Genomic DNA, 16,588 nt, shown 5'->3' with positions numbered 1-16,588 from the left:
TCCGGGCTGTGGGGTGAAGGTCAGGCTGGTGCGGATCACCAGAGGCTGGCGGGCTCACCGGGTTTCGGTTCGGGGGCAGCCGCCTTCGCCGGCTCCGGCTTGGCCGGGGCAGAAGAGGCCTTTGCGGCGGTCGGTGCGGGCTTGGCCTTGGTCTTCGCGGCCTCGGCCTGCTGGCGCTGTTCGGCGAGTTGATCGCCAAGGGCCTTGCGCGCGATGACCAATTGGCCGAGCGCTCCAGCCTCGCCGAGCGCCAGTTCTGCGTCTATCTCGGCCGGGGTCGCGGTAATCGAAATGGCTTGGAGTTCGACGACGCTGGGTGCGTTCTTCGCGCCTTCGGATTTGCGCGGCATGATGGTGAGCGTGACCGAGCTGTCGGCACCGGCAGCAAGATCGAAGCCGAGCGAGTAGCGGGACAGCAAGGGCAGCAGGCTGGTGATCAGCATGGCGATCAATCCTTGTCGGTGGTTTCGGGAATGGGGAGGAGCGCCGGAGGGCTGCCGAACTTGCCGTCAATCGTCATGGCGCTGGGCAGGCGCCCCGCCCAATCGAAGCCGGTTGCATGCAGCATCCCGGAAATGATGCCTTCGGTGGTCGCCTGCAGCAGCTTCGCGAACTGCTTCTCGCCCATGTGGGCAACGAGGCCGCACTCCTGAGCGATGAACTTCAGCTCGTCCTTGTTGAAGCGGCCGAGGAAGCCGCGATCGACCTTCCATGAATCGCGCAGGCATGCCTCGAAAGCGGCCATGACTTCCGGGTCACCCTCTGCGGCCTGAACGAGCGCGGCGCGCCAGGCGCTATCGCGAATGTCGGTGACGCGGGCCGCAAGGCTCCTTGCAGTGACCGCCTGCTTCTTGGGCGCCGTCTTAGCAGCGGGTGCGGGCGCATCGTGCTCTGGCGCTTCGGGTGCGGGCGTTTCAGGAGCAGGCGTATCGGGAGCGGTCGGGGCGGCCTTGCCGGTCGCTTTCGCTCTGCCCTTGCCCTTCGCCGGCTGTTCTGCCTCCGGCGCAGGCTTGCTGGCTGCCGCCGCTTCGCTCTTCAGCTGGTAGCAGCCGGGATTGGTGCAGTGCCCATCGTCGACATGGGTTTCAAACAGCGCTCGCTGCGAAGCGGAATTGAACGGGCATGTCGTGCATTCGCTCTTGTCGAACGGTGCGCCGGCAAGGCTCTGTGTCACGCGCATCAGCAGCTCGCGGGTCTTGTTCACATCGAGCGCGGCGGTCAGGATCGTTTCGAGCGCCTTTTCCTGCTTGTCGCCCGGCACCGCGGCCAGCAACTCGGCATGCCCGACCTTGATCCGGCGCTCGTCGAGGGCGACCTTGACCGGCTCGCACAGGTTCGCCAGCGCAAGGCGACGTTCGAGCTTCGCTTGCGACCATCCAAGCCTGCGGGCTGCCTCGGCCCTGTCGCCCTGGCATGCTGCCAGCACGCGAACGGCGGCGTCTGCCTGTTCGGTTTCTGAGGCGTCGTCACGGCAATCGTTCTCGTCGATCGCGGCTTCCAGCGCCTCCTGATCGGACATTTCCCGGACCAGGACCGGCACGGCGTGATCCTTGCCGAAGGCTTCCAGCGCCGCGAGGTAGCGGCGGCCGCCGTTGACGATCAGGTAGCCTTCTTCACTTTCCGGCGCAGGGCGGACCAGCATCGTCTGCAACATGCCGCGCAGCCGGAGCGAGGTTACCAGCTCATCATGTGCACGCTGGTTGAAGTAGCGACGCGGATTCAGCCCCGGCCTGAGGCTGGAGAGAGGCAGCGCAACGGGCGCCGTGGGATCGGTCATGGTTGGTCCTTTCGGAATTGGTCTTGGTGTGCCTGGTGGCGGCGGGCCCGGATCAGATCCCGATCCAGCGGACTGAACCCGTAAGCATCGCCCCCACCAGGGCGGTGCCGAAGGCAATGAGCAGGCGCATCCGGGCTTTGGAGCGACCCGTTTCAGCCAGCGAAGGCTCGCCCATCGGGCGCAGCGGGCCGAAGATGCGGCGGCGTTCGGCGTCGTTCATGGCAACGCGATCCACAGGAGCCAGAACATGCCGCAGAGCAGGGGCGTGGCGCAGGCCAGATCGACGAGTTCGCGGCGCACTGCGGTAGGGGCGGAGCGCCAGAGTTCCTTCCACTGGCCAAGCAATCCCGAAACGGGACCGCGCCTTGCGCCCGCCATTTCCTCTTCGCCGATGAAATAAGCGCGCAGGTGTGCGGGGTCCTCGTGTTTCATGCGGCTTTCCTTTCGGGCCTTGCGACGGTTGGCGGCGTGCAGGATGCCAGCGTCAGCGGCACTTCCAGGGCGCGAGCCAGTCGGCAGAGGTTGCGGGCGCGGTCGATCTTCTCCGGCGTCGTGGCTTTCGCCAGCGCCGCGTCCCGAGCTTTCGAGAGCGTGGGCCCCCAAACGTTCGGTCCGCAGATGTCGCCTGCCAGCAATACGCGGGCGAGGTCCTCGTCGATCAGATGATCGTGCACGGCAGGCTTGCCCCCGCCGGGGTAGTGGACGATCGCGCGGCGCGCTTCGGCGAGGGGGAAGGCCAGTTCCGGAACGGCGGCCCACGAAAGCAGCGCAATCGACTGCCAGGGCGCGATCAGTGCGTCAGCGCGGTCCTGGGAAAGCACGCCCATTGCGACCTTGCGATCTGCGCTGGAAACGCGAAGCCGGTATTCCTCCGCAGCGATCTGGGCGATGGTAGGCAGCGGCTCAGTCATCGGCCTGCCCTCCACCGGGGAGAGGGGTTTCACTCTCCCCGGCTTCGGCTACCTTCGGGGGGATACAGGAACCCGAAGGAGATAGCAGTTGGCAGGAAACAAGCCCGAAAACCCGATGTTCGAAGTCGTACCGGTAGATGGCGAGGTGCGCCTTTCCATCGGGAAGGGCGCTGCAGCACGCTGCACGCTTAAGCCCGGAGAGGCGATCGGGGCTGCGCTCGCACTGCTGGGAGCAGCGGGCCAAGCGCTCGGGAACGGTGAGGATGACGCCATTGGCATCCCCCGATTTTCCTACAGGTTCGATCCGGAGATGCGTGAAGAAGTGGCGACGACCCTCATAATCAAACACGCGAAGGCAGCCATGGCATTTCCGTTCAGCGCAACGCAGTTCGCCGAATTCACGGCAGAGGCGATCGCGATATGCAAGAAATTCGGGTGAAGCTGCATTGATCAGTGGGTCGTCCGCGATCACTGTCGGAATGGGACGGCCTTTATGGATGTAGAAGCCGTCCAGATCAGCGCCAGACGCAGCATGACATCGCTTTGCAAAATGAGCTGCGTTTCCGATGTCAGTCATCGGGAGCCAGTTTAGGTTTTCCTCAGCCATCGGCCTGCCCCTATGCCTCGCCGCGCAAGCGGATGCCGACGCGCAGCGTATAGCCGCCGCCATTCTTCCGCGATGCGAAGCCACGGTCAGTCAGTTCGCGGCCGAAGCGTGTCTGCGGCCAGCGCGCGGGTTCGCACTGGGGCAGGCCGGTCGCCACGGCCCATTCGATGAAGTCGCGGTAGAGGTGCGTGGACCGGGTTGCCGCCAGTCGGTCGGAAACGTCGCAGCGCTGGGCGATCCAGTCCTCTACCGGGTGCGTGTTCGCCCGGTTCGGCATGATGCCGAATGCAACCGGGCAGGCCTCGCGGAAGCGGGCTTCCGCCGCTTCGACCTGCGCGGTGGCATTGCGCAGGCGTTCCTGCGCGGCGAGGAGTCCGTCACCGGCGCGGCGCCGGTTCTCCTGTGCTTCCTTCACTTCCTCGGCCAGCAGGCCCAGGCGCGTGAGTTCCGAAGAGACGTTGCCGCCGGCAGCGTCGTGGGGGGCGAGTGCGACGCTCACCGGCGGCGGCCCTTGGTGCGACCCGAGGGCTTGGGAGGGGAAACGGGGCTGGCCTGTTCGGTCGGGCGCAGCGACTGCAGGCGGACGGTGCGGTTGCCGCTGGCGATCTCGCCCGGATAACGCCGGGACTTGATCGCAACGAGAACGCGGTCCTCGGGCTTGTGCGCGAGGATGCGCACCTTTTCGACGATGTCGTTACCATCGGCATCGACATCGTCCATGTAAGCGAATGACCCGCTGTGCGGGAAATCTGCGGCAGCTTGAAGCATGAAAACCTCCAGCAGGCGGGTGTGCCTGTCGGAGGTCTTTTTACGCTCAACGCAATATTGCGCAAGACGTAAATTGCGTGACGCGAAATTTTACGTCAGGACAGTAGCTCGCCCCAAGGGATGACGCGATCAATGCGAACCACCCTGGTCATTTCAATCTTGAATGAGAGGGGTGGATTGAACTGCTGAAGCTCGACGAAATCGGAGTTGCGGCGGACCAAGCGCTTAACGACGACCGCCGAAGCGTGGTCGGGATTCTCGTCCTGAAAATCCCTTAAGTAGACAACAACGTCATCACCAATCCGCGGCGGCCTCCCGAAACGCACATCCTGAACAAATACAGTTTCGCCATCCTCGTGCCGCGGCGCCATCGAGGACCCTTGAACATAAAGGCCATAGGCGCCTTTTTGGCCATTAAGTACGGTTGGACGCGGCAAGTATCCGATAATTTCGCCAGAATTGAGCATTGTTTGTTCGATCGCAGAGCCGTCAAATTCTTCAGGAGCGCCAAGAGTTGTGCCATAAACGGGAATATCCCGTCTGAGCGCTACATCCGCAGCGCCCTCATATTGGACGACCGTAGCGTTGGAGGGCGGAACTCCTGTCGCTTCAAAGATCTCGGCACTATCGAATAGTTCGGCAACGCTTGCGCCGTAGGCCTTGACCATGGCCTCAATCCGCTGGCTCGGGATGCCATTCTTACCACTTTCCCACCGCGATATCTGAGCTACGGACACGCCCATGCGCTCCGCCATCTCTTCTTGATTGATCCCGAGCCGCTTACGAGCAGCCTTGAGCCTTTTGCGTTCCATGGATGTATTATTGCGCGCTGCGCAATCGTAATCCATGCCATCGGGCGCAACTTTCGTCTTGCGCAAGTTTGCGTAATGCGTAAAAGCTTCGATCATGATGACCCTCAAAGCCTATTTGGATGCGACCGGAGAAAAGCAGGTCGATTTCGCGGAGCGCGTTCGCACGACGCCAGCGACCGTTTCCCGGCTATGCAAGCGCAGTCTCCGACCTGCCCTTGATCTGGCTCATCGCATAGAGACGGCGACGAACGGCCGAGTGCCGACCGAGACTTGGGTCGAGGGCATCATCGAGAATGAGGTACAGGTCCATACGGACGTAAATGCCGCAACGCAGCAGGTCGGGTCCACCGGACAAACCAAAGACTTGTCCGGTGTAGAAGGACGGGCCGCGTGATGGGGGAAACCGTTATCTGTCCGCCGATGACGCTCGATGACGAGTGGGCCGACGCATATGCTGCGAGCTTCGTTTCGCTAGAGGAACTCGCCGCTTCACCTTCGACGCCGGCGGCGCTTCAGAGCGTCATCCAGCATATCCTCCAACGCGAGATCGCCATGTGCATTATGCGTTGCACATTCGTGGCAGACAAAACCCTCGTCCGCCTTGAGCCGACCGAAACGTATCTTCAGGACGTGGTTGCAGCGGTAACACGCTATTTCCACCAGTTCCCGATCACGGTCAATTTCCGCCATTCCTGGCCCATCCTTTCGCTTGGTTGTGTGGAAGCGCCAAGCATGGCCGAAGCGGCCGGGGCGTCAAGCCTCGGCCGTGGAGGTGCTGCATGATCCCGGCCCTGGGGCGCATCAAGCGCGCGGTCCGCACGGCGATCGACAGTTGCGGCGGCGTGGACGGCGCCGGGATCACCGCCAATCGCGGCAGATCGGTGGCGGGCGACTGGAACAACCGCAACAAGGTCGTCTTTCCGCCAATGGACTGCGGCCTGGCGCTGGATGAAGTTTGCCTTTCGCGCGGCGATGGTGCGCCGATCCTTCAGGCCTATGCGGCCGAGCTGGGCCACGTGGTTATCCGCCTGCCCGACGTCGGTGTTGCAGCGATGAACCTGAACGAGGCGCTGGTCGATGCGAGCGCCGAGTTCGGCGACATCGCAGCGGCCGTGCGCGAAGCCGGGAGGGACGGCAAGGTCTGCGCAAAGGACTGCGACCAGATCATGACCCAGATCGACGAGGCGCAGGCGTCTTTGGCACGCCTTCGCGCGCTCTATGCCGTACTGCCGCGGGGGACGTGATGATGTCGGGCCGGATCAGCCATGAGAAAGCGCATTACCGCATCCCTGCGCTGACGACTTATGTTGATGCGTGCGAGCTGGAGCGAAAGTTCCAGTGCGCGCGGCCGGGCGAGCGCGTGACTTATGCGTTGGGCCCTGCGGTGAGCCTGAATGCGGCGACGGCGGCAATGGTGCGCACCTGGCACGACCAGGGACTGTGCCTCCTGCTGCGGGAACGCGAGGAAGGCGGACGCGGATTTCGGTACTTCGTGCAAAAGCGCGCCCGTGAAGCGGCGCATCGGCAGGAAACCCCGGCCGATCCAATCGCCGGAAGGCCGGAAGCCAAGCTGCTGCAGGTGCTCGTGGCAATCGCGGGGCGCGGCGGCGTGCTGCCCAGCCTCGATGTCCTTGCAGATCGCGCCGATCTGCCAAGCCGCAATGCCGCCGATTACCGCCTGCGCCTGCTCGTCAAAGGCGGCTTCGTGCGCATCCGCCGCGAAAGCGAGCATCGCTACGTTGAAATCATGAATTCGGAGGCGGGCCAGTGACGGCCGCCGCCCGGCGCCAACCCGAACCGCTGGTCCCATTCTGACCTGCCGGCAATCGCCGGTCTCAATTGCAGTCTGAAATGATGAGGTGAGTATGACTACCAACCGTAGTCCGAAGACGCACGTCCAGGCTTCGCTTCCGAAGAGGGCGCAATGGCCTGTCTCGATGAAGGTGCCGGCGTGATGTCGGCGCATTCGGAACTTGGACCGCAGGGGCCGACCCGCATGGAGGTCTGCCTGCTGGCGACGGAAGTCATGCGCATGGCGTCGTTGGCCCGGGAGCTTTGCGGCACCGGGCCCGGCCTGGACGTGGCCCGTGCTGTCAGGACGCTGCGCAAGGCGCATGATCTGCTGGACCAGATGATCTCCGATCACGAGGCGAGCGATGCCGACGGTTGATGAACGCAAAGCCGAGGTCCGCCGCCGGCTGACGATCGGCGCCGTGATCGAGCGGCATGTGAAGCTGACGGGATCGGCCAGCAGCGACCGCCGGCGTGGCAAGTGCGAGTTCCACGGGAGCACTTCGCTGAGCTTCTCGGTCAAGGGCGCGCATTCGGGCGACGGATATGGGCATTGCTTCGGCTGTGGCTGGCATGGCGACATGTTCACGTTCCTGATGGACCTGAAGGGATGGCCCTTCATGGAAGCGCTGGCCGAACTGGAGCGATTGGCGGGCATCAGCGACACCGGGGGTAGCGACCGGGCCGCGCAAGGCACCGTGTTGCGGCAGAAGGCGGACAAGCCCAGTCGCCCGCGCCGCGAACGCGAACCGGTCGAACCGATCGACATGGGCCGGTGGATATGGAAGCACGCCGCGCGGGATGATCGCGCCGTGCGCCGGTATTTCATGGGGCGCGGCGTACCGGTTGCTCAGTTAGGCGCGGAGCGCCTCGCCAATTTTCGCTACATGTCGAACTGTCCTTGCGTCAGCTGGCCCCAGGGCACCGACCCGCGCAAGGCGCTTCACGCGCCCGCAGTCATCGCCTTGGCCTGCGTGCCCACAGTGATGGGCCGCGTTCCCGGGCTGGAATGGGTGCCGGTGGGGGTTCACGTGACCTACCTCAACCCGGAAGGCACCGGGACGATGAAGCGGCGGGCGCCCTGGGCGGCGGCCGATGCCGCCGATCCATGGTTGCCGAAGCGGCGGATGCTGGGGCCGGTCGGGCGCGGCTGCGTGGTGCTGGGCGAATACCGATCCGACGCCCGCCTCTGGATCGGCGAAGGTAACGAAACCGTATTTTCCGGCATGGCGATCGGCGGCGCCGATCCGACCGACGTCGGCATTGCCACGCTTAGCCTGGACAACCTGCAAGGCGGGATTGCCAAGTGGCGCGGCAACGTCTGGCCTCTGTTCAACGTCAAGCCCGATCCGGAGCGGCCGTGCTTTCTGGTGCCGGGGCATCGCGCCCGGTTACGGGCCTGATCGATGCCGACATGAAGCCGCTGCGAGGCGTGCTCAATCCCCGGACCGGCCTGCGCAGCGGCGAAAGCGTGGTCGAGCGCCGGGGCGGGCCGATCGTCCGCCGCGACATCACCGGGGCCGAGCGCGCCGACATTTGCGGTCAGCTGTTCGTCAAAGGGTGGCGGGCGACAGGATGCGAGGCCGAGGCCGTTCGCGCGCGCATCGGCCAAGATTTCAACGATGCAATTCAGGAGGGCATCCAGTGACAGACGATCGTCTGCGCGGCCTTGTCCGCGCCATTCAGGCCTACAACTCCGAGATTGCTGACGCGATGGAGGGGCGGCGCGGAGTTTACGAGCAGGCCTCCGCCATGGGTTACGATCGCAAGACGATCCGCAACCTGGTCCGCCGCCTTGGCATGAATCCTGCCGACCACGACGCGGCCGACGACCTGCTGGCGCAGTACGAAGCGGACATGGGTGTAGCCGGCCAGGCCACGGCGCATGCCGATGCCGGCCCGGCCCCAAAACGCGAAAAGTTCGTGGCGCCGCCGAATGCTTCCAGCGAGCAGCAGCTGCGCGCCATCATCGGCCGCATACTGGAGCTGCGGGCCGACCGCGTGGAAGTATCGGCCACGATCCGCGTCGAGCTGAAAAAGGCGAAGGCTGCCGGGTTCGACCCGCGCAAGATAACTGAGGCCTGCTTGTGGCTGGAGAAGTGCGACAAGCACGGCCGCGACCTGATGCTGGCCAGCGAAGAGCTGTTTCAGATCTACCGAGACATTGGCGACGGGCCGCAGCCTGCGCCCAAGATCGAGGGCGACAGCAAGCTCGTCGCCATGTTTGCCGGTCCATCACCCGCCGAAAACGGCGCGAAACCGGCTTCGCAGAAACTTCGCCAGGTCAACGATGCCCTGGCGGCGGCGCAGATCAGCCGCATGATGAGGGGGAACTGAGGTGAGTTCAAACAATGACGGGCCGATGGTTCCGGTGCCCGTGGACGATCCCCTGCGCCTCGCATGGTACGAGTGCAACGATTACGGCAACGGCCGCCGTCTGGAGGCCATTGCCAAGGGCCGGTTGAAGTGGGTCGACGACAAGGCCTGGGTAGCGTGGGACGACAAGCGCTGGTCAGAGCGTGAAGGGCCGCATCGCGCGCGCCAGCTGGCGCACGAGGTGGCGATGCATCTGCACGACGAAGCGGCGGCGCTGGGCGAGTTGATCGGCGATCCGAAGGCGCCGGACGGCGAGGCCCTGCGCGAGCGCTTTGGCGAATGGTGCACGCCGGCGCGTGCGCTGGACAGGCTGACGCAACTGCATCGCCACGCGATCAAGTCCGGCAACGCCAATGCGACGACCAATATGCTGCTTCAGGCCCGGGACCTTGTCAGCATGCGAGCCTGGTCGGAGGACTTTGACCGAGATCCGCTGACGTACAACGTGCTGAACGGCACGCTTAGGTTCCGACAGAACGACAGCGGGCGCTGGATCGTCAAATGGCAGCAGGGGCACGAACCGCGCGACATGCTGATGCAGATCGCCAATGTCGAATACGATCCCAAGGCGACCTGCCCCCAGTGGACCGAGCGGCTTGAGTTCGTGCAGCCGAATCCAGAGGTGAGGGCGGTGTTCCCGCGCATGTACGGGCAGACCTTGACCGGGCTGACCGATTGCGAGGAATTCTACGTTCACAAGGGCCGCGGCGGTGATGGCAAGACGAAGACGCACGAGATCCTTTGCGATCTGCACGGCGATTATTACCGGCACAGCCCTGTGAAGACGTTCCTTCAGGCGAGCTTCCAGAAATCGGGCAGCGAGCATCGCTCCGACCTGGTTCGCCTGTCCGGCGATATCCGCTTCGTGCTCTGTGATGAGCCGCCGCCCCGGGTGACGTGGGACGGCGAGACGATCAAGCAGGTGACCGGCGGCGGCACTTTGACGGCGCGCGGTTCTGGCGAGAAGACGGAATTGACCTTCAAGCCCAGGTGGAAGCTGTTTGTCGAGGTCAATCCGCTGCCATCGATGCCGAGCGACGACAAGGGTTTCCGGCGGCGATTCCGCCTGATCCTGTGGGACGTCGATATCCGCCTGACGCCCGCCGGGTTCGAGCCACCCGCGCAGCTGCGTGAGCGCCTGCTGCGTGAAAAGAGCGGCATCCTCAACTGGATGATCGCCGGATGTCTCGAATGGCTTGGCGACAGGCGCGTGCCGATGCCGGACGTTGAAACCGAAGCGCTGACCGACTTCTGGGCGCAGGCGAGCCCGCTGGGCGAATGGATCGACGCGCGTTGCGATCTGACCGACCGCGATGCGGTGACGCCCTCGAAGGTGCTGCTCGACGACTTCAAGGCGTGGATGGAGCGGAACGACTTCGATGAAGAGCAGCGCAAGAAGTGGAACGCGACGAAGTTCGGCCGCGACCTGACCCAGCGGCAGATCATTGGCACCAAGGACAGGCGTGGCAACAAGGTTCGCCGCGGCATCAAGTTCCGCGAGGAAGACCCGTTCGCGGCCGGTGGGGCTATGAGCCCTGCCGATAGGCCAAGCGGTGGGTCGGCGGAGCCGACCGCGAATTTCGGCGGCGATCAGGGCATGGCTCGTGGCAGTGCAGATGACTTCCTGAGCCACGATGACGACATCGATCCGCTCGGTGATGACTGAGATGCGGCCCGCGACGGACGGTGCGACGGACTGTGACGGATGGTTGGCTTTCAACAGTCCGTCATTGCGGGGTGCGAGGCCATTTGCCAGAATGGGTGTGTGGCGTTCCTGCAACACTTCGGCGCCGCGCCGGATGGTTGGGACGGAATGTTACCGGATTGTTCGGACCTGCAACAGTCCGTCGCTCGACACGGCAGAAACGTGCGGTTTCTGCAAAATGACGGATGGTGACGGACGGTTGACATAGGACGTGATGCCCATGCGCTCCCACGCGCGCATGCTCTTCGGACCTATGCACCCATTTACCGTCCGTCACTCTCTCAATTCAGATTTCAGGTTCAAAGTAAGATGGGGAAAACTATGACCTTGGTGACGTGGCAGGATGCAGAGGACACGCTCACGGCCGCCTTGGAGTACCTGGGCGCGATGCCGGATCGGGAGCGCGCTTACCTCGCTGCCGGGCAGCGCACGGCTTGGCCTGCCATCGTGCGCGATCTGCAGTCGGACTATGCCGATACCGAGATCAGCCCTTCGCCGCAGCTGACGCGGCGCTGTGCCAACCTCGTGGAGCGCATGCTGACCGGCGATCGTCCGCTCGCGAACATCATCCCCGAAGGGCACCGCCCCCTCGTCGGGCGTGTGGTCGTGATGAAGCGCTGGCCCGGGCCGGACGGCTTCGGATGGGACCGCGTGTTCCGTGCGCTCGACGGCGAGCTGTACAACCTCGCGCGGCGGAGCGTGCTGCCGACTTCGAGCGACGGGATGCGCAAGGCCTATGAGCGGGCGATAGGGCGGCTCGCCGTGGCCATGGAGCGGGTAGCCGGAGCGGTTTGAACACGCATCGCCGTTCCGACTCGTGGGTAATCCTATGTTCAATCGTCAAGACTCCTAGATTTTGAACACGAAAATAAAGGGTGTCCGTTTGAACAGGATCGTGGGGTAAGCCAAGGGCACGCTGGAACCGGAACGTCAGCGTGACCTCTCCTGAAACTGCGGGCGCAGTGGCTTCGGCCTCTGCCGCCCGTCGTCGTTTGGAGCCTGTATGGGCCGCCTCAAGTCTATGCCGTCTCGCCTCGGCTCCCTCCGCCCTCGGGTGGCTGCGATGCCCAAGGTGGCGGATACCTTCTACCAGTCGCCCGAATGGGCTGCTGCGCGGCGCGCTCAACCGAACAAATGGTGCGCGGTCTGCGCTTCCACCAAGCGCCTGATCCTCGACCACAAGGTGGAGCGGAAGGACGGCGGCGCTGATCTCGATCCGCTCAACCTCGAATGGCTCTGCCAGCCCTGCCACAACCGCAAGACGGCGGAGGCGCGGGCGAAGCGGGCGCGAGGCGGCCGGTGACCGGCGGGCGCAGGCCTGTTCAGGTCGAGAGCGGTCAATCTGAACGAAACCATCGTTCATCCGGCGGGCCAACAACCTGAATGGGGGGTGGTCGAAAGTTCGGGGGTCTGACGGCCTCCTGACCGCCACTCGTCCCATTCGGAGATTTTTTTTGACGCATGATGGAATTTCGGAGGGTCAGACCGACATGTTCGGCCTGCCGCTGCTGCCTGAAAAGGGGCGTGGTCGGCCTGCACATGTCTGGACCGCCGAAAACTCCAACAAAGTCAGTCTCTTATTCGCTTGCGGGCACAAGCCTGCTGACATCGCCAAGGTGCTCGGCATCACTAAGCCCACGTTTTACAAGCATTATTTTAACGAGATCGCCCGGGCTGGGCATGCGCCCTTGATGATGAAAGCGCGGCAGCTCGAACGGCTCAACCAAGCTGCCGAGGGTGGCAACGTCGCGGCAGAGAAGGCGCTGGCCGGCATGATCCAGGCCGAACAGGTCCGAACGTTGGGCGAGAAGATCAAGGATCGCGGACGGTCCGATGCGGCACCATCGCCCCGTCTGGGGAAAAAGGAGGCCGCGAAGGAAGCAGCTGCAAACGCCAGCGGCAAATTCGCCGCCCGCACTCCGCCGCCGCTCCTGCTGAATTGAAGCGATGGCTGCGCCGAAGTGGTCCACTGCCTGCCTGGATTGGCAGGAACGGATCGTCGCGCGAAAGAGCCTGGTGCCGTGCCCGCCTCTGTTTCCCGGAAAGGCTGAGGATGCACTCGGCGTCTTCAAGTCCTTGCAGGTCGTCGATCTGCCGAAGGTCGTTGTCGGCGAGGGCGAGCGGCACCCGACGTTAGGCGAGGTCTGCGACGACTTCGTATTCGACTTGGTCGCCGCGATCTTCGGCGCCGAGGATCCGGAAACAGGAAAGCGGCTGATTTCGGAGTTCATGCTCCTGATCAGCAAGAAGAATGGCAAGTCCATGATCGCCGCTGGCATCATGGTGACGGCTCTGATCCTCAACTGGCGGCCGAACGCCATCCTGCAAATCTTGGCGCCGACGCTGGAAGTTGCGAACAACAGCTTTGAGCCGGCTATGGGCATGGTCCGCGCCGACCCCGAGTTGTCGGTCGTCTTGAAGGTGATCGAGCACCAACGCAGATCAAACATCTGGACACGGGTGCGGTGCTAAAGGTGATCGCGGCGGACAGCGACACCGTCGCTGGCGGCAAGGCTTCGATCACGCTGATTGAAGAGCTGTGGCTGTTCGGAAAGAAGCCGAAGGCGGCAGCGATGCTGCGAGAGGCGCTGGGTGGCGGCTCCGCCCGCCCTGAGGCCTTCACACTCTACATTACGACCCATTCGGACGAACCGCCGAGCGGTGTCTACAAAACCAAGTTGGCATACATGCGCGACGTGCGCGACGGCGTCATCGATGACCCCAAGACCATGGCCATGCTTTACGAGTGGCCGGTGGAAATGCTGGACGCCGAAGCGTATCTGGACCCGGCATTCTTCTACGTTACGAACCCTCATATAGGCCGATCGGTAACTGTCGAATGGCTCCAGGCCGAGCTGGGCAAAGAGCAGATCGGCGAAGGCGAAGGGCTCCAGGTGTTCCTTGCGAAGCATCTGAACGTCGAAATCGGGCTTCGTTTGCGGCGCGATCGCTGGCGCGGGACAGATTACTGGGAAGCCTGTGCCGATAAGTCGCTGACGTTGGCCAGCCTTCTCGCTCGCTCGGAGGTAGTGGTGGTAGGCGTCGACGGCGGCGGCCTCGATGACCTTTACGGATTGTGCGTTGCCGGCCGCGAACGCGGGACTGGGCGCTGGCTGTATTGGTTCAAGGCCTGGTGCTGGCCGGACGTGCTCACTCGGCGCAAGGAAATCGCGGCTCAACTGCACGACTACGAAAGCGACGGCGATCTGGTGATTTGTTCGGAGGTCGTGTCGGAAACGCTCGGCTTGGATGCAGATGATACCGCCTACGAGCGCCCCCAGGACATTCGCGAAATTGTCGCCGTCATCGAAGAGGTCAAGGCTAGCGGCCTTCTACCGGAACGCGGCGCGGTTGGCCTCGACCCCCAAGGGGTAAGTGACCTGGTCGACGCGCTGGCAGAAATCGGCCTGGAAGATCCGCAGGTGGTGTCGGTCGGTCAGGGGTTCCGTCTCATGTCAGCGATCGTCGGCCTTGCCCGGAAACTGAAATTCAACGGCGCGGTCCATGACGGGTCGCGCATGATGGCGTGGTGCGTGAGCAACGCGAAGGAAGAGTTAGGACGGCAGACGGTGATGATCGTGAAGAACACCCAAGGGACGGGTAAAATCGACCCGTTCATGGCTGGGCTGAACGCCACCAAGCTGCTTGAGCTGAACCCCGTTGCTGCGAATGACAACGGCGTCTCGGTCTATGAAGATCGCGGACTGGTAGTTTTCTGATGGGCTGGGCTGAACGCTTCTTCGGTTGGGCAGGCGCCGGCGCGGACAGTGCGTCGTCAGCCGTAAAGGCCAATGGCTTCCTCGACCGCGGGAGCCTGCCCGAGGGCTTCTTCGGCGAAGGGTTTGCGAGAGGCGCGGGTCGACCAGTTACGGAACGGTCGGCGCTATCCAATGCTACGTTCTTTCGCGCGGTGAACCTGATCGCGTCCACCATCGGCATGTTGCCATTGAACCTTCACCGCCGTGTCGGCGAGAACATCGAGAAAGCCGACAATCACGCGGTGTGGAAGCTGCTCCGCGTAAAACCGAACAGTTGGCAAACGCCGTACCAATTCAAGAGCTACATGCAGGGGCGGGCGCTGCTGCGAGGAAATGCCTACGCTTACAAGGTGCCAGGCCTGCTCGGCATCAAGGCGCTTGCGCCGCTCGATCCTGTGCGTGTGAAGCCGGTTCTCAGCGAGGATTTTGCCTTGGCGTACGACTACCAGGCGAAAGACGGCACGACTCGCCGGTTCGAGGCTGACGAAGTGTTTCACCTCCGCGCGCCCTGGTCGAGCGATGGGATTTCAGGCGATGGCCTGCTGAAGGTGGCAGCCGAAGCACTGGGCTTGGCCAACGTTGCCGACGAAGCCGCGTCGCGGATGCTCAAGAACGGGGCTTACGTAGGCGGAATCCTGCAGCATCCGAAATCCCTGTCCGAACAAGCCATTTTGAACCTGCGAGCGCAGTGGGAAGAGCGTTTTGTCGGATCGGAAAACGCGGGCCGCTGGGTCGTTGCCGAGGAGGGCATGGAGGCAAAGCCGTTCGGAGCTACCGGCAAAGACGCTGAAGGTCTGGCGCAGCGCAAGCACCAGGCCGAGGAAGTCAGCCGATACACAGGCGTCCCGCGCCCCCTGCTGATGTTCGACGAGACCAGCTGGGGCAGCGGTATCGAACAGCTCGGCCTCTTTCTTGTGACCTACTGCCTGCTCCCTTGGTTCAACGCCTGGGAAGAGACCATCGCGTCGTCCCTCCTGAACGACCGAGATCGGGTGAACCATTATGCAAAATTCAACGAGGCCGCATTGCTGCGAGGCTCCTTGAAGGATCAGGCAGAATTCTTCGCCAAGGCGCTCGGCGGACCCGGCGCCGGCGGCTTCATGGTGCCAAATGAGGCCCGCGACAAAATGGACATGAACCCTGAGGAATGGGGCAATACCCCCGCCTGGATGCAAGGACAGCCCGATGCGTAAGATGCCCCGAGTGATGGCGATGGCGCGGCCTGCCGCCCTGCCTGTTCCTGCCGATCGCCGCGTGTCTGCTTTCTCCCCTCTGCCGGTCATGGACCGTTGGGGGGAGGATGCAGCTGGCATTCGCCCATCGGCCCTTGAGCAGGGGGACAACGTCATCACCATGTTCGATGTGATCGGCGAGGATTGGTGGACGGGTGGCGGCGTTACCGCAAAAAGGGTTGCTGCTCAGTTGCGCGCCATCGGTGATCGGCCGATCGAAGTTCAGATCAACTCCGGTGGCGGCGACATGTTTGAAGGCCTCGCCATCTACAACGTGCTGCGCGAGCACCCGCAGCCCATAACCGTGAAGGTAATGGGCATGGCCGCGTCTGCAGCGTCAGTGATCACCATGGCCGCCGACACCATCGAAATTGGCGCGGCGTCGTTCCTCATGATCCACAATTGCTGGGTCGTGGCGGCGGGCAACCGTAATGACTTCGAAGAGGTCGCAGCGTTCCTGGCCCCCTTCGACCAGGCAATGGCAGACGTTTATGCCGCTCGATCCGGGCAGGAGGCCAAGACCTGTGCTCAATGGATGGACGACGAAACGTGGATGTCAGGCTCCATGGCTATCGAACGGGGCTTCGCCAACGCGCTTTTGGCAGCCGATCAGATGAAGGTCGATGAGACGGCGAAGGCGTCTGACCGCGAAGCCAATGAGGTTCGCGCCATGGAGCTGACCCTCGTAAACTCGGGCATGACCCGCGCTCAAGCGCGCGCCCGGATCAAAAGCATCAAAGGCAAGCCGGACGCTGCCGATGACACAGCCACGCCTGGCGCTGGCTCCACCGACTGGATGGCTTCGGCCGCCGCTCTTTTGGACAGCCTGCGGGCTTAACTACCGAGGAAAA

At 63.5% G+C, this 16,588-nt stretch carries 25 protein-coding genes; 17 read left to right on the top strand and 8 right to left on the bottom strand.

Annotated elements, in window-relative coordinates; translation table 11 throughout:
* Positions 1–35: 35 nt before the first annotated feature.
* Genes ADT71_RS20065 through ADT71_RS20050 form a run of 5 tightly spaced genes read right to left on the bottom strand, consistent with a single transcriptional unit; the run spans position 36 to position 2,688 of the window.
* A complete protein-coding gene (locus tag ADT71_RS20065) occupies positions 36–443 on the bottom strand; it encodes a PRTRC system protein E (RefSeq protein ID WP_054439857.1) in 408 nt (135 codons plus the stop codon).
* Positions 444–448: 5 nt separating this feature from the next.
* Positions 449–1,777 carry a PRTRC system ParB family protein gene (locus tag ADT71_RS20060; RefSeq protein WP_054439668.1) on the bottom strand — a complete coding sequence of 443 codons (1,329 nt, stop codon included), beginning with the start codon at positions 1,775–1,777 and terminating at the stop codon, positions 449–451.
* Between the two features lie 52 nt (positions 1,778–1,829).
* The gene (locus ADT71_RS31560) at positions 1,830–1,997 is read right to left on the bottom strand and encodes a hypothetical protein (protein WP_156336706.1); all 168 of its coding nucleotides are present in this window, start codon (positions 1,995–1,997) and stop codon (positions 1,830–1,832) included.
* Positions 1,994–2,209 (bottom strand): hypothetical protein, encoded by a 216-nt coding sequence (locus tag ADT71_RS20055; RefSeq protein WP_054439666.1) that lies wholly within the window; start codon positions 2,207–2,209, stop codon positions 1,994–1,996. The genes ADT71_RS31560 and ADT71_RS20055 overlap by 4 nt, the downstream gene beginning before the upstream one ends.
* Entirely contained in the window at positions 2,206–2,688 is a 483-nt protein-coding gene (locus ADT71_RS20050) for a hypothetical protein (RefSeq protein WP_054439665.1), read from the bottom strand. The genes ADT71_RS20055 and ADT71_RS20050 overlap by 4 nt, the downstream gene beginning before the upstream one ends.
* A 115-nt stretch (positions 2,689–2,803) precedes the next feature.
* Between ADT71_RS20050 and ADT71_RS20045 the strand changes: the two genes are divergently transcribed.
* Positions 2,804–3,127 (top strand): hypothetical protein, encoded by a 324-nt coding sequence (locus tag ADT71_RS20045; RefSeq protein WP_132469087.1) that lies wholly within the window; start codon positions 2,804–2,806, stop codon positions 3,125–3,127.
* Between the two features lie 178 nt (positions 3,128–3,305).
* Here the strand turns inward: ADT71_RS20045 and ADT71_RS20040 are convergent, their stop codons facing one another.
* From ADT71_RS20040 to ADT71_RS20030, 3 genes are all read right to left on the bottom strand, one after another.
* A complete protein-coding gene (locus ADT71_RS20040) occupies positions 3,306–3,794 on the bottom strand; it encodes a hypothetical protein (protein WP_054439661.1) in 489 nt (162 codons plus the stop codon).
* On the bottom strand, positions 3,791–4,063 hold the full coding sequence (locus tag ADT71_RS20035) for a hypothetical protein (protein WP_132469088.1): 273 nt from the start codon (positions 4,061–4,063) through the stop codon (positions 3,791–3,793). Before ADT71_RS20035 ends, ADT71_RS20040 begins: the two co-directional genes overlap by 4 nt.
* Positions 4,064–4,158: 95 nt before the next feature.
* Complete coding sequence (locus tag ADT71_RS20030) at positions 4,159–4,971, bottom strand: XRE family transcriptional regulator (RefSeq protein ID WP_132469089.1); 813 nt, start codon at positions 4,969–4,971, stop codon at positions 4,159–4,161.
* On the opposite strand from ADT71_RS20030, the gene ADT71_RS20025 reads away from it, so the two are divergent.
* The 16 genes from ADT71_RS20025 (at position 4,970) to ADT71_RS19955 (ending at position 16,575) form a co-directional block, all read left to right on the top strand.
* Positions 4,970–5,269, top strand: a complete 300-nt coding sequence (locus tag ADT71_RS20025) for a helix-turn-helix transcriptional regulator (protein WP_132469090.1) — start codon at positions 4,970–4,972, stop codon at positions 5,267–5,269. The two genes, ADT71_RS20030 and ADT71_RS20025, sit on opposite strands and share 2 nt — an antisense overlap.
* Positions 5,266–5,658, top strand: coding sequence for a hypothetical protein (locus ADT71_RS20020; protein WP_132469091.1), 393 nt, complete (start codon positions 5,266–5,268; stop codon positions 5,656–5,658). The genes ADT71_RS20025 and ADT71_RS20020 overlap by 4 nt, the downstream gene beginning before the upstream one ends.
* Entirely contained in the window at positions 5,655–6,119 is a 465-nt protein-coding gene (locus tag ADT71_RS20015; protein WP_054439652.1) for a phage regulatory CII family protein, read from the top strand. The genes ADT71_RS20020 and ADT71_RS20015 overlap by 4 nt, the downstream gene beginning before the upstream one ends.
* Before the next feature lie 2 nt (positions 6,120–6,121).
* Complete coding sequence (locus ADT71_RS20010; RefSeq protein WP_132469092.1) at positions 6,122–6,646, top strand: hypothetical protein; 525 nt, start codon at positions 6,122–6,124, stop codon at positions 6,644–6,646.
* 153 nt (positions 6,647–6,799) lie between these two features.
* Positions 6,800–7,045, top strand: a complete 246-nt coding sequence (locus tag ADT71_RS20005) for a hypothetical protein (protein WP_054439644.1) — start codon at positions 6,800–6,802, stop codon at positions 7,043–7,045.
* Positions 7,032–8,069 (top strand): CHC2 zinc finger domain-containing protein, encoded by a 1,038-nt coding sequence (locus ADT71_RS20000; protein WP_054439643.1) that lies wholly within the window; start codon positions 7,032–7,034, stop codon positions 8,067–8,069. The genes ADT71_RS20005 and ADT71_RS20000 overlap by 14 nt, the downstream gene beginning before the upstream one ends.
* Positions 8,027–8,314, top strand: a complete 288-nt coding sequence (locus tag ADT71_RS19995; protein WP_054439641.1) for a hypothetical protein — start codon at positions 8,027–8,029, stop codon at positions 8,312–8,314. Before ADT71_RS20000 ends, ADT71_RS19995 begins: the two co-directional genes overlap by 43 nt.
* Positions 8,242–9,003: a GapR family DNA-binding domain-containing protein gene (locus ADT71_RS19990; RefSeq protein WP_231636058.1), complete on the top strand. Its 762-nt coding sequence runs from the start codon at positions 8,242–8,244 to the stop codon at positions 9,001–9,003. Before ADT71_RS19995 ends, ADT71_RS19990 begins: the two co-directional genes overlap by 73 nt.
* 1 nt (position 9,004) lies before the next feature.
* Positions 9,005–10,708, top strand: coding sequence for a phage/plasmid primase, P4 family (locus ADT71_RS19985; protein WP_132469095.1), 1,704 nt, complete (start codon positions 9,005–9,007; stop codon positions 10,706–10,708).
* A 360-nt stretch (positions 10,709–11,068) separates the two neighbouring features.
* Positions 11,069–11,542, top strand: coding sequence for a hypothetical protein (locus tag ADT71_RS19980; RefSeq protein WP_054439635.1), 474 nt, complete (start codon positions 11,069–11,071; stop codon positions 11,540–11,542).
* A gap of 268 nt (positions 11,543–11,810) precedes the next feature.
* A complete protein-coding gene (locus ADT71_RS19975; protein ID WP_197283091.1) occupies positions 11,811–12,050 on the top strand; it encodes an HNH endonuclease signature motif containing protein in 240 nt (79 codons plus the stop codon).
* A gap of 187 nt (positions 12,051–12,237) precedes the next feature.
* Positions 12,238–12,690, top strand: coding sequence for a hypothetical protein (locus ADT71_RS19970; RefSeq protein ID WP_054439633.1), 453 nt, complete (start codon positions 12,238–12,240; stop codon positions 12,688–12,690).
* Positions 12,691–12,694: 4 nt separating this feature from the next.
* A complete protein-coding gene (locus tag ADT71_RS35120; protein WP_255351675.1) occupies positions 12,695–13,219 on the top strand; it encodes a terminase large subunit domain-containing protein in 525 nt (174 codons plus the stop codon).
* On the top strand, positions 13,213–14,466 hold the full coding sequence (locus tag ADT71_RS19965) for a terminase TerL endonuclease subunit (RefSeq protein ID WP_255351674.1): 1,254 nt from the start codon (positions 13,213–13,215) through the stop codon (positions 14,464–14,466). The genes ADT71_RS35120 and ADT71_RS19965 overlap by 7 nt, the downstream gene beginning before the upstream one ends.
* Positions 14,466–15,698, top strand: a complete 1,233-nt coding sequence (locus ADT71_RS19960) for a phage portal protein (RefSeq protein ID WP_054439631.1) — start codon at positions 14,466–14,468, stop codon at positions 15,696–15,698. The genes ADT71_RS19965 and ADT71_RS19960 overlap by 1 nt, the downstream gene beginning before the upstream one ends.
* The gene (locus tag ADT71_RS19955; protein WP_197283090.1) at positions 15,691–16,575 is read left to right on the top strand and encodes a head maturation protease, ClpP-related; all 885 of its coding nucleotides are present in this window, start codon (positions 15,691–15,693) and stop codon (positions 16,573–16,575) included. The genes ADT71_RS19960 and ADT71_RS19955 overlap by 8 nt, the downstream gene beginning before the upstream one ends.
* Positions 16,576–16,588 lie beyond the last annotated feature (13 nt).

The organism is Novosphingobium sp. ST904, from assembly GCF_001298105.1.
GTDB lineage: Bacteria > Pseudomonadota > Alphaproteobacteria > Sphingomonadales > Sphingomonadaceae > Novosphingobium.
This window is presented reverse-complemented; position numbering and strand designations above follow the sequence as displayed.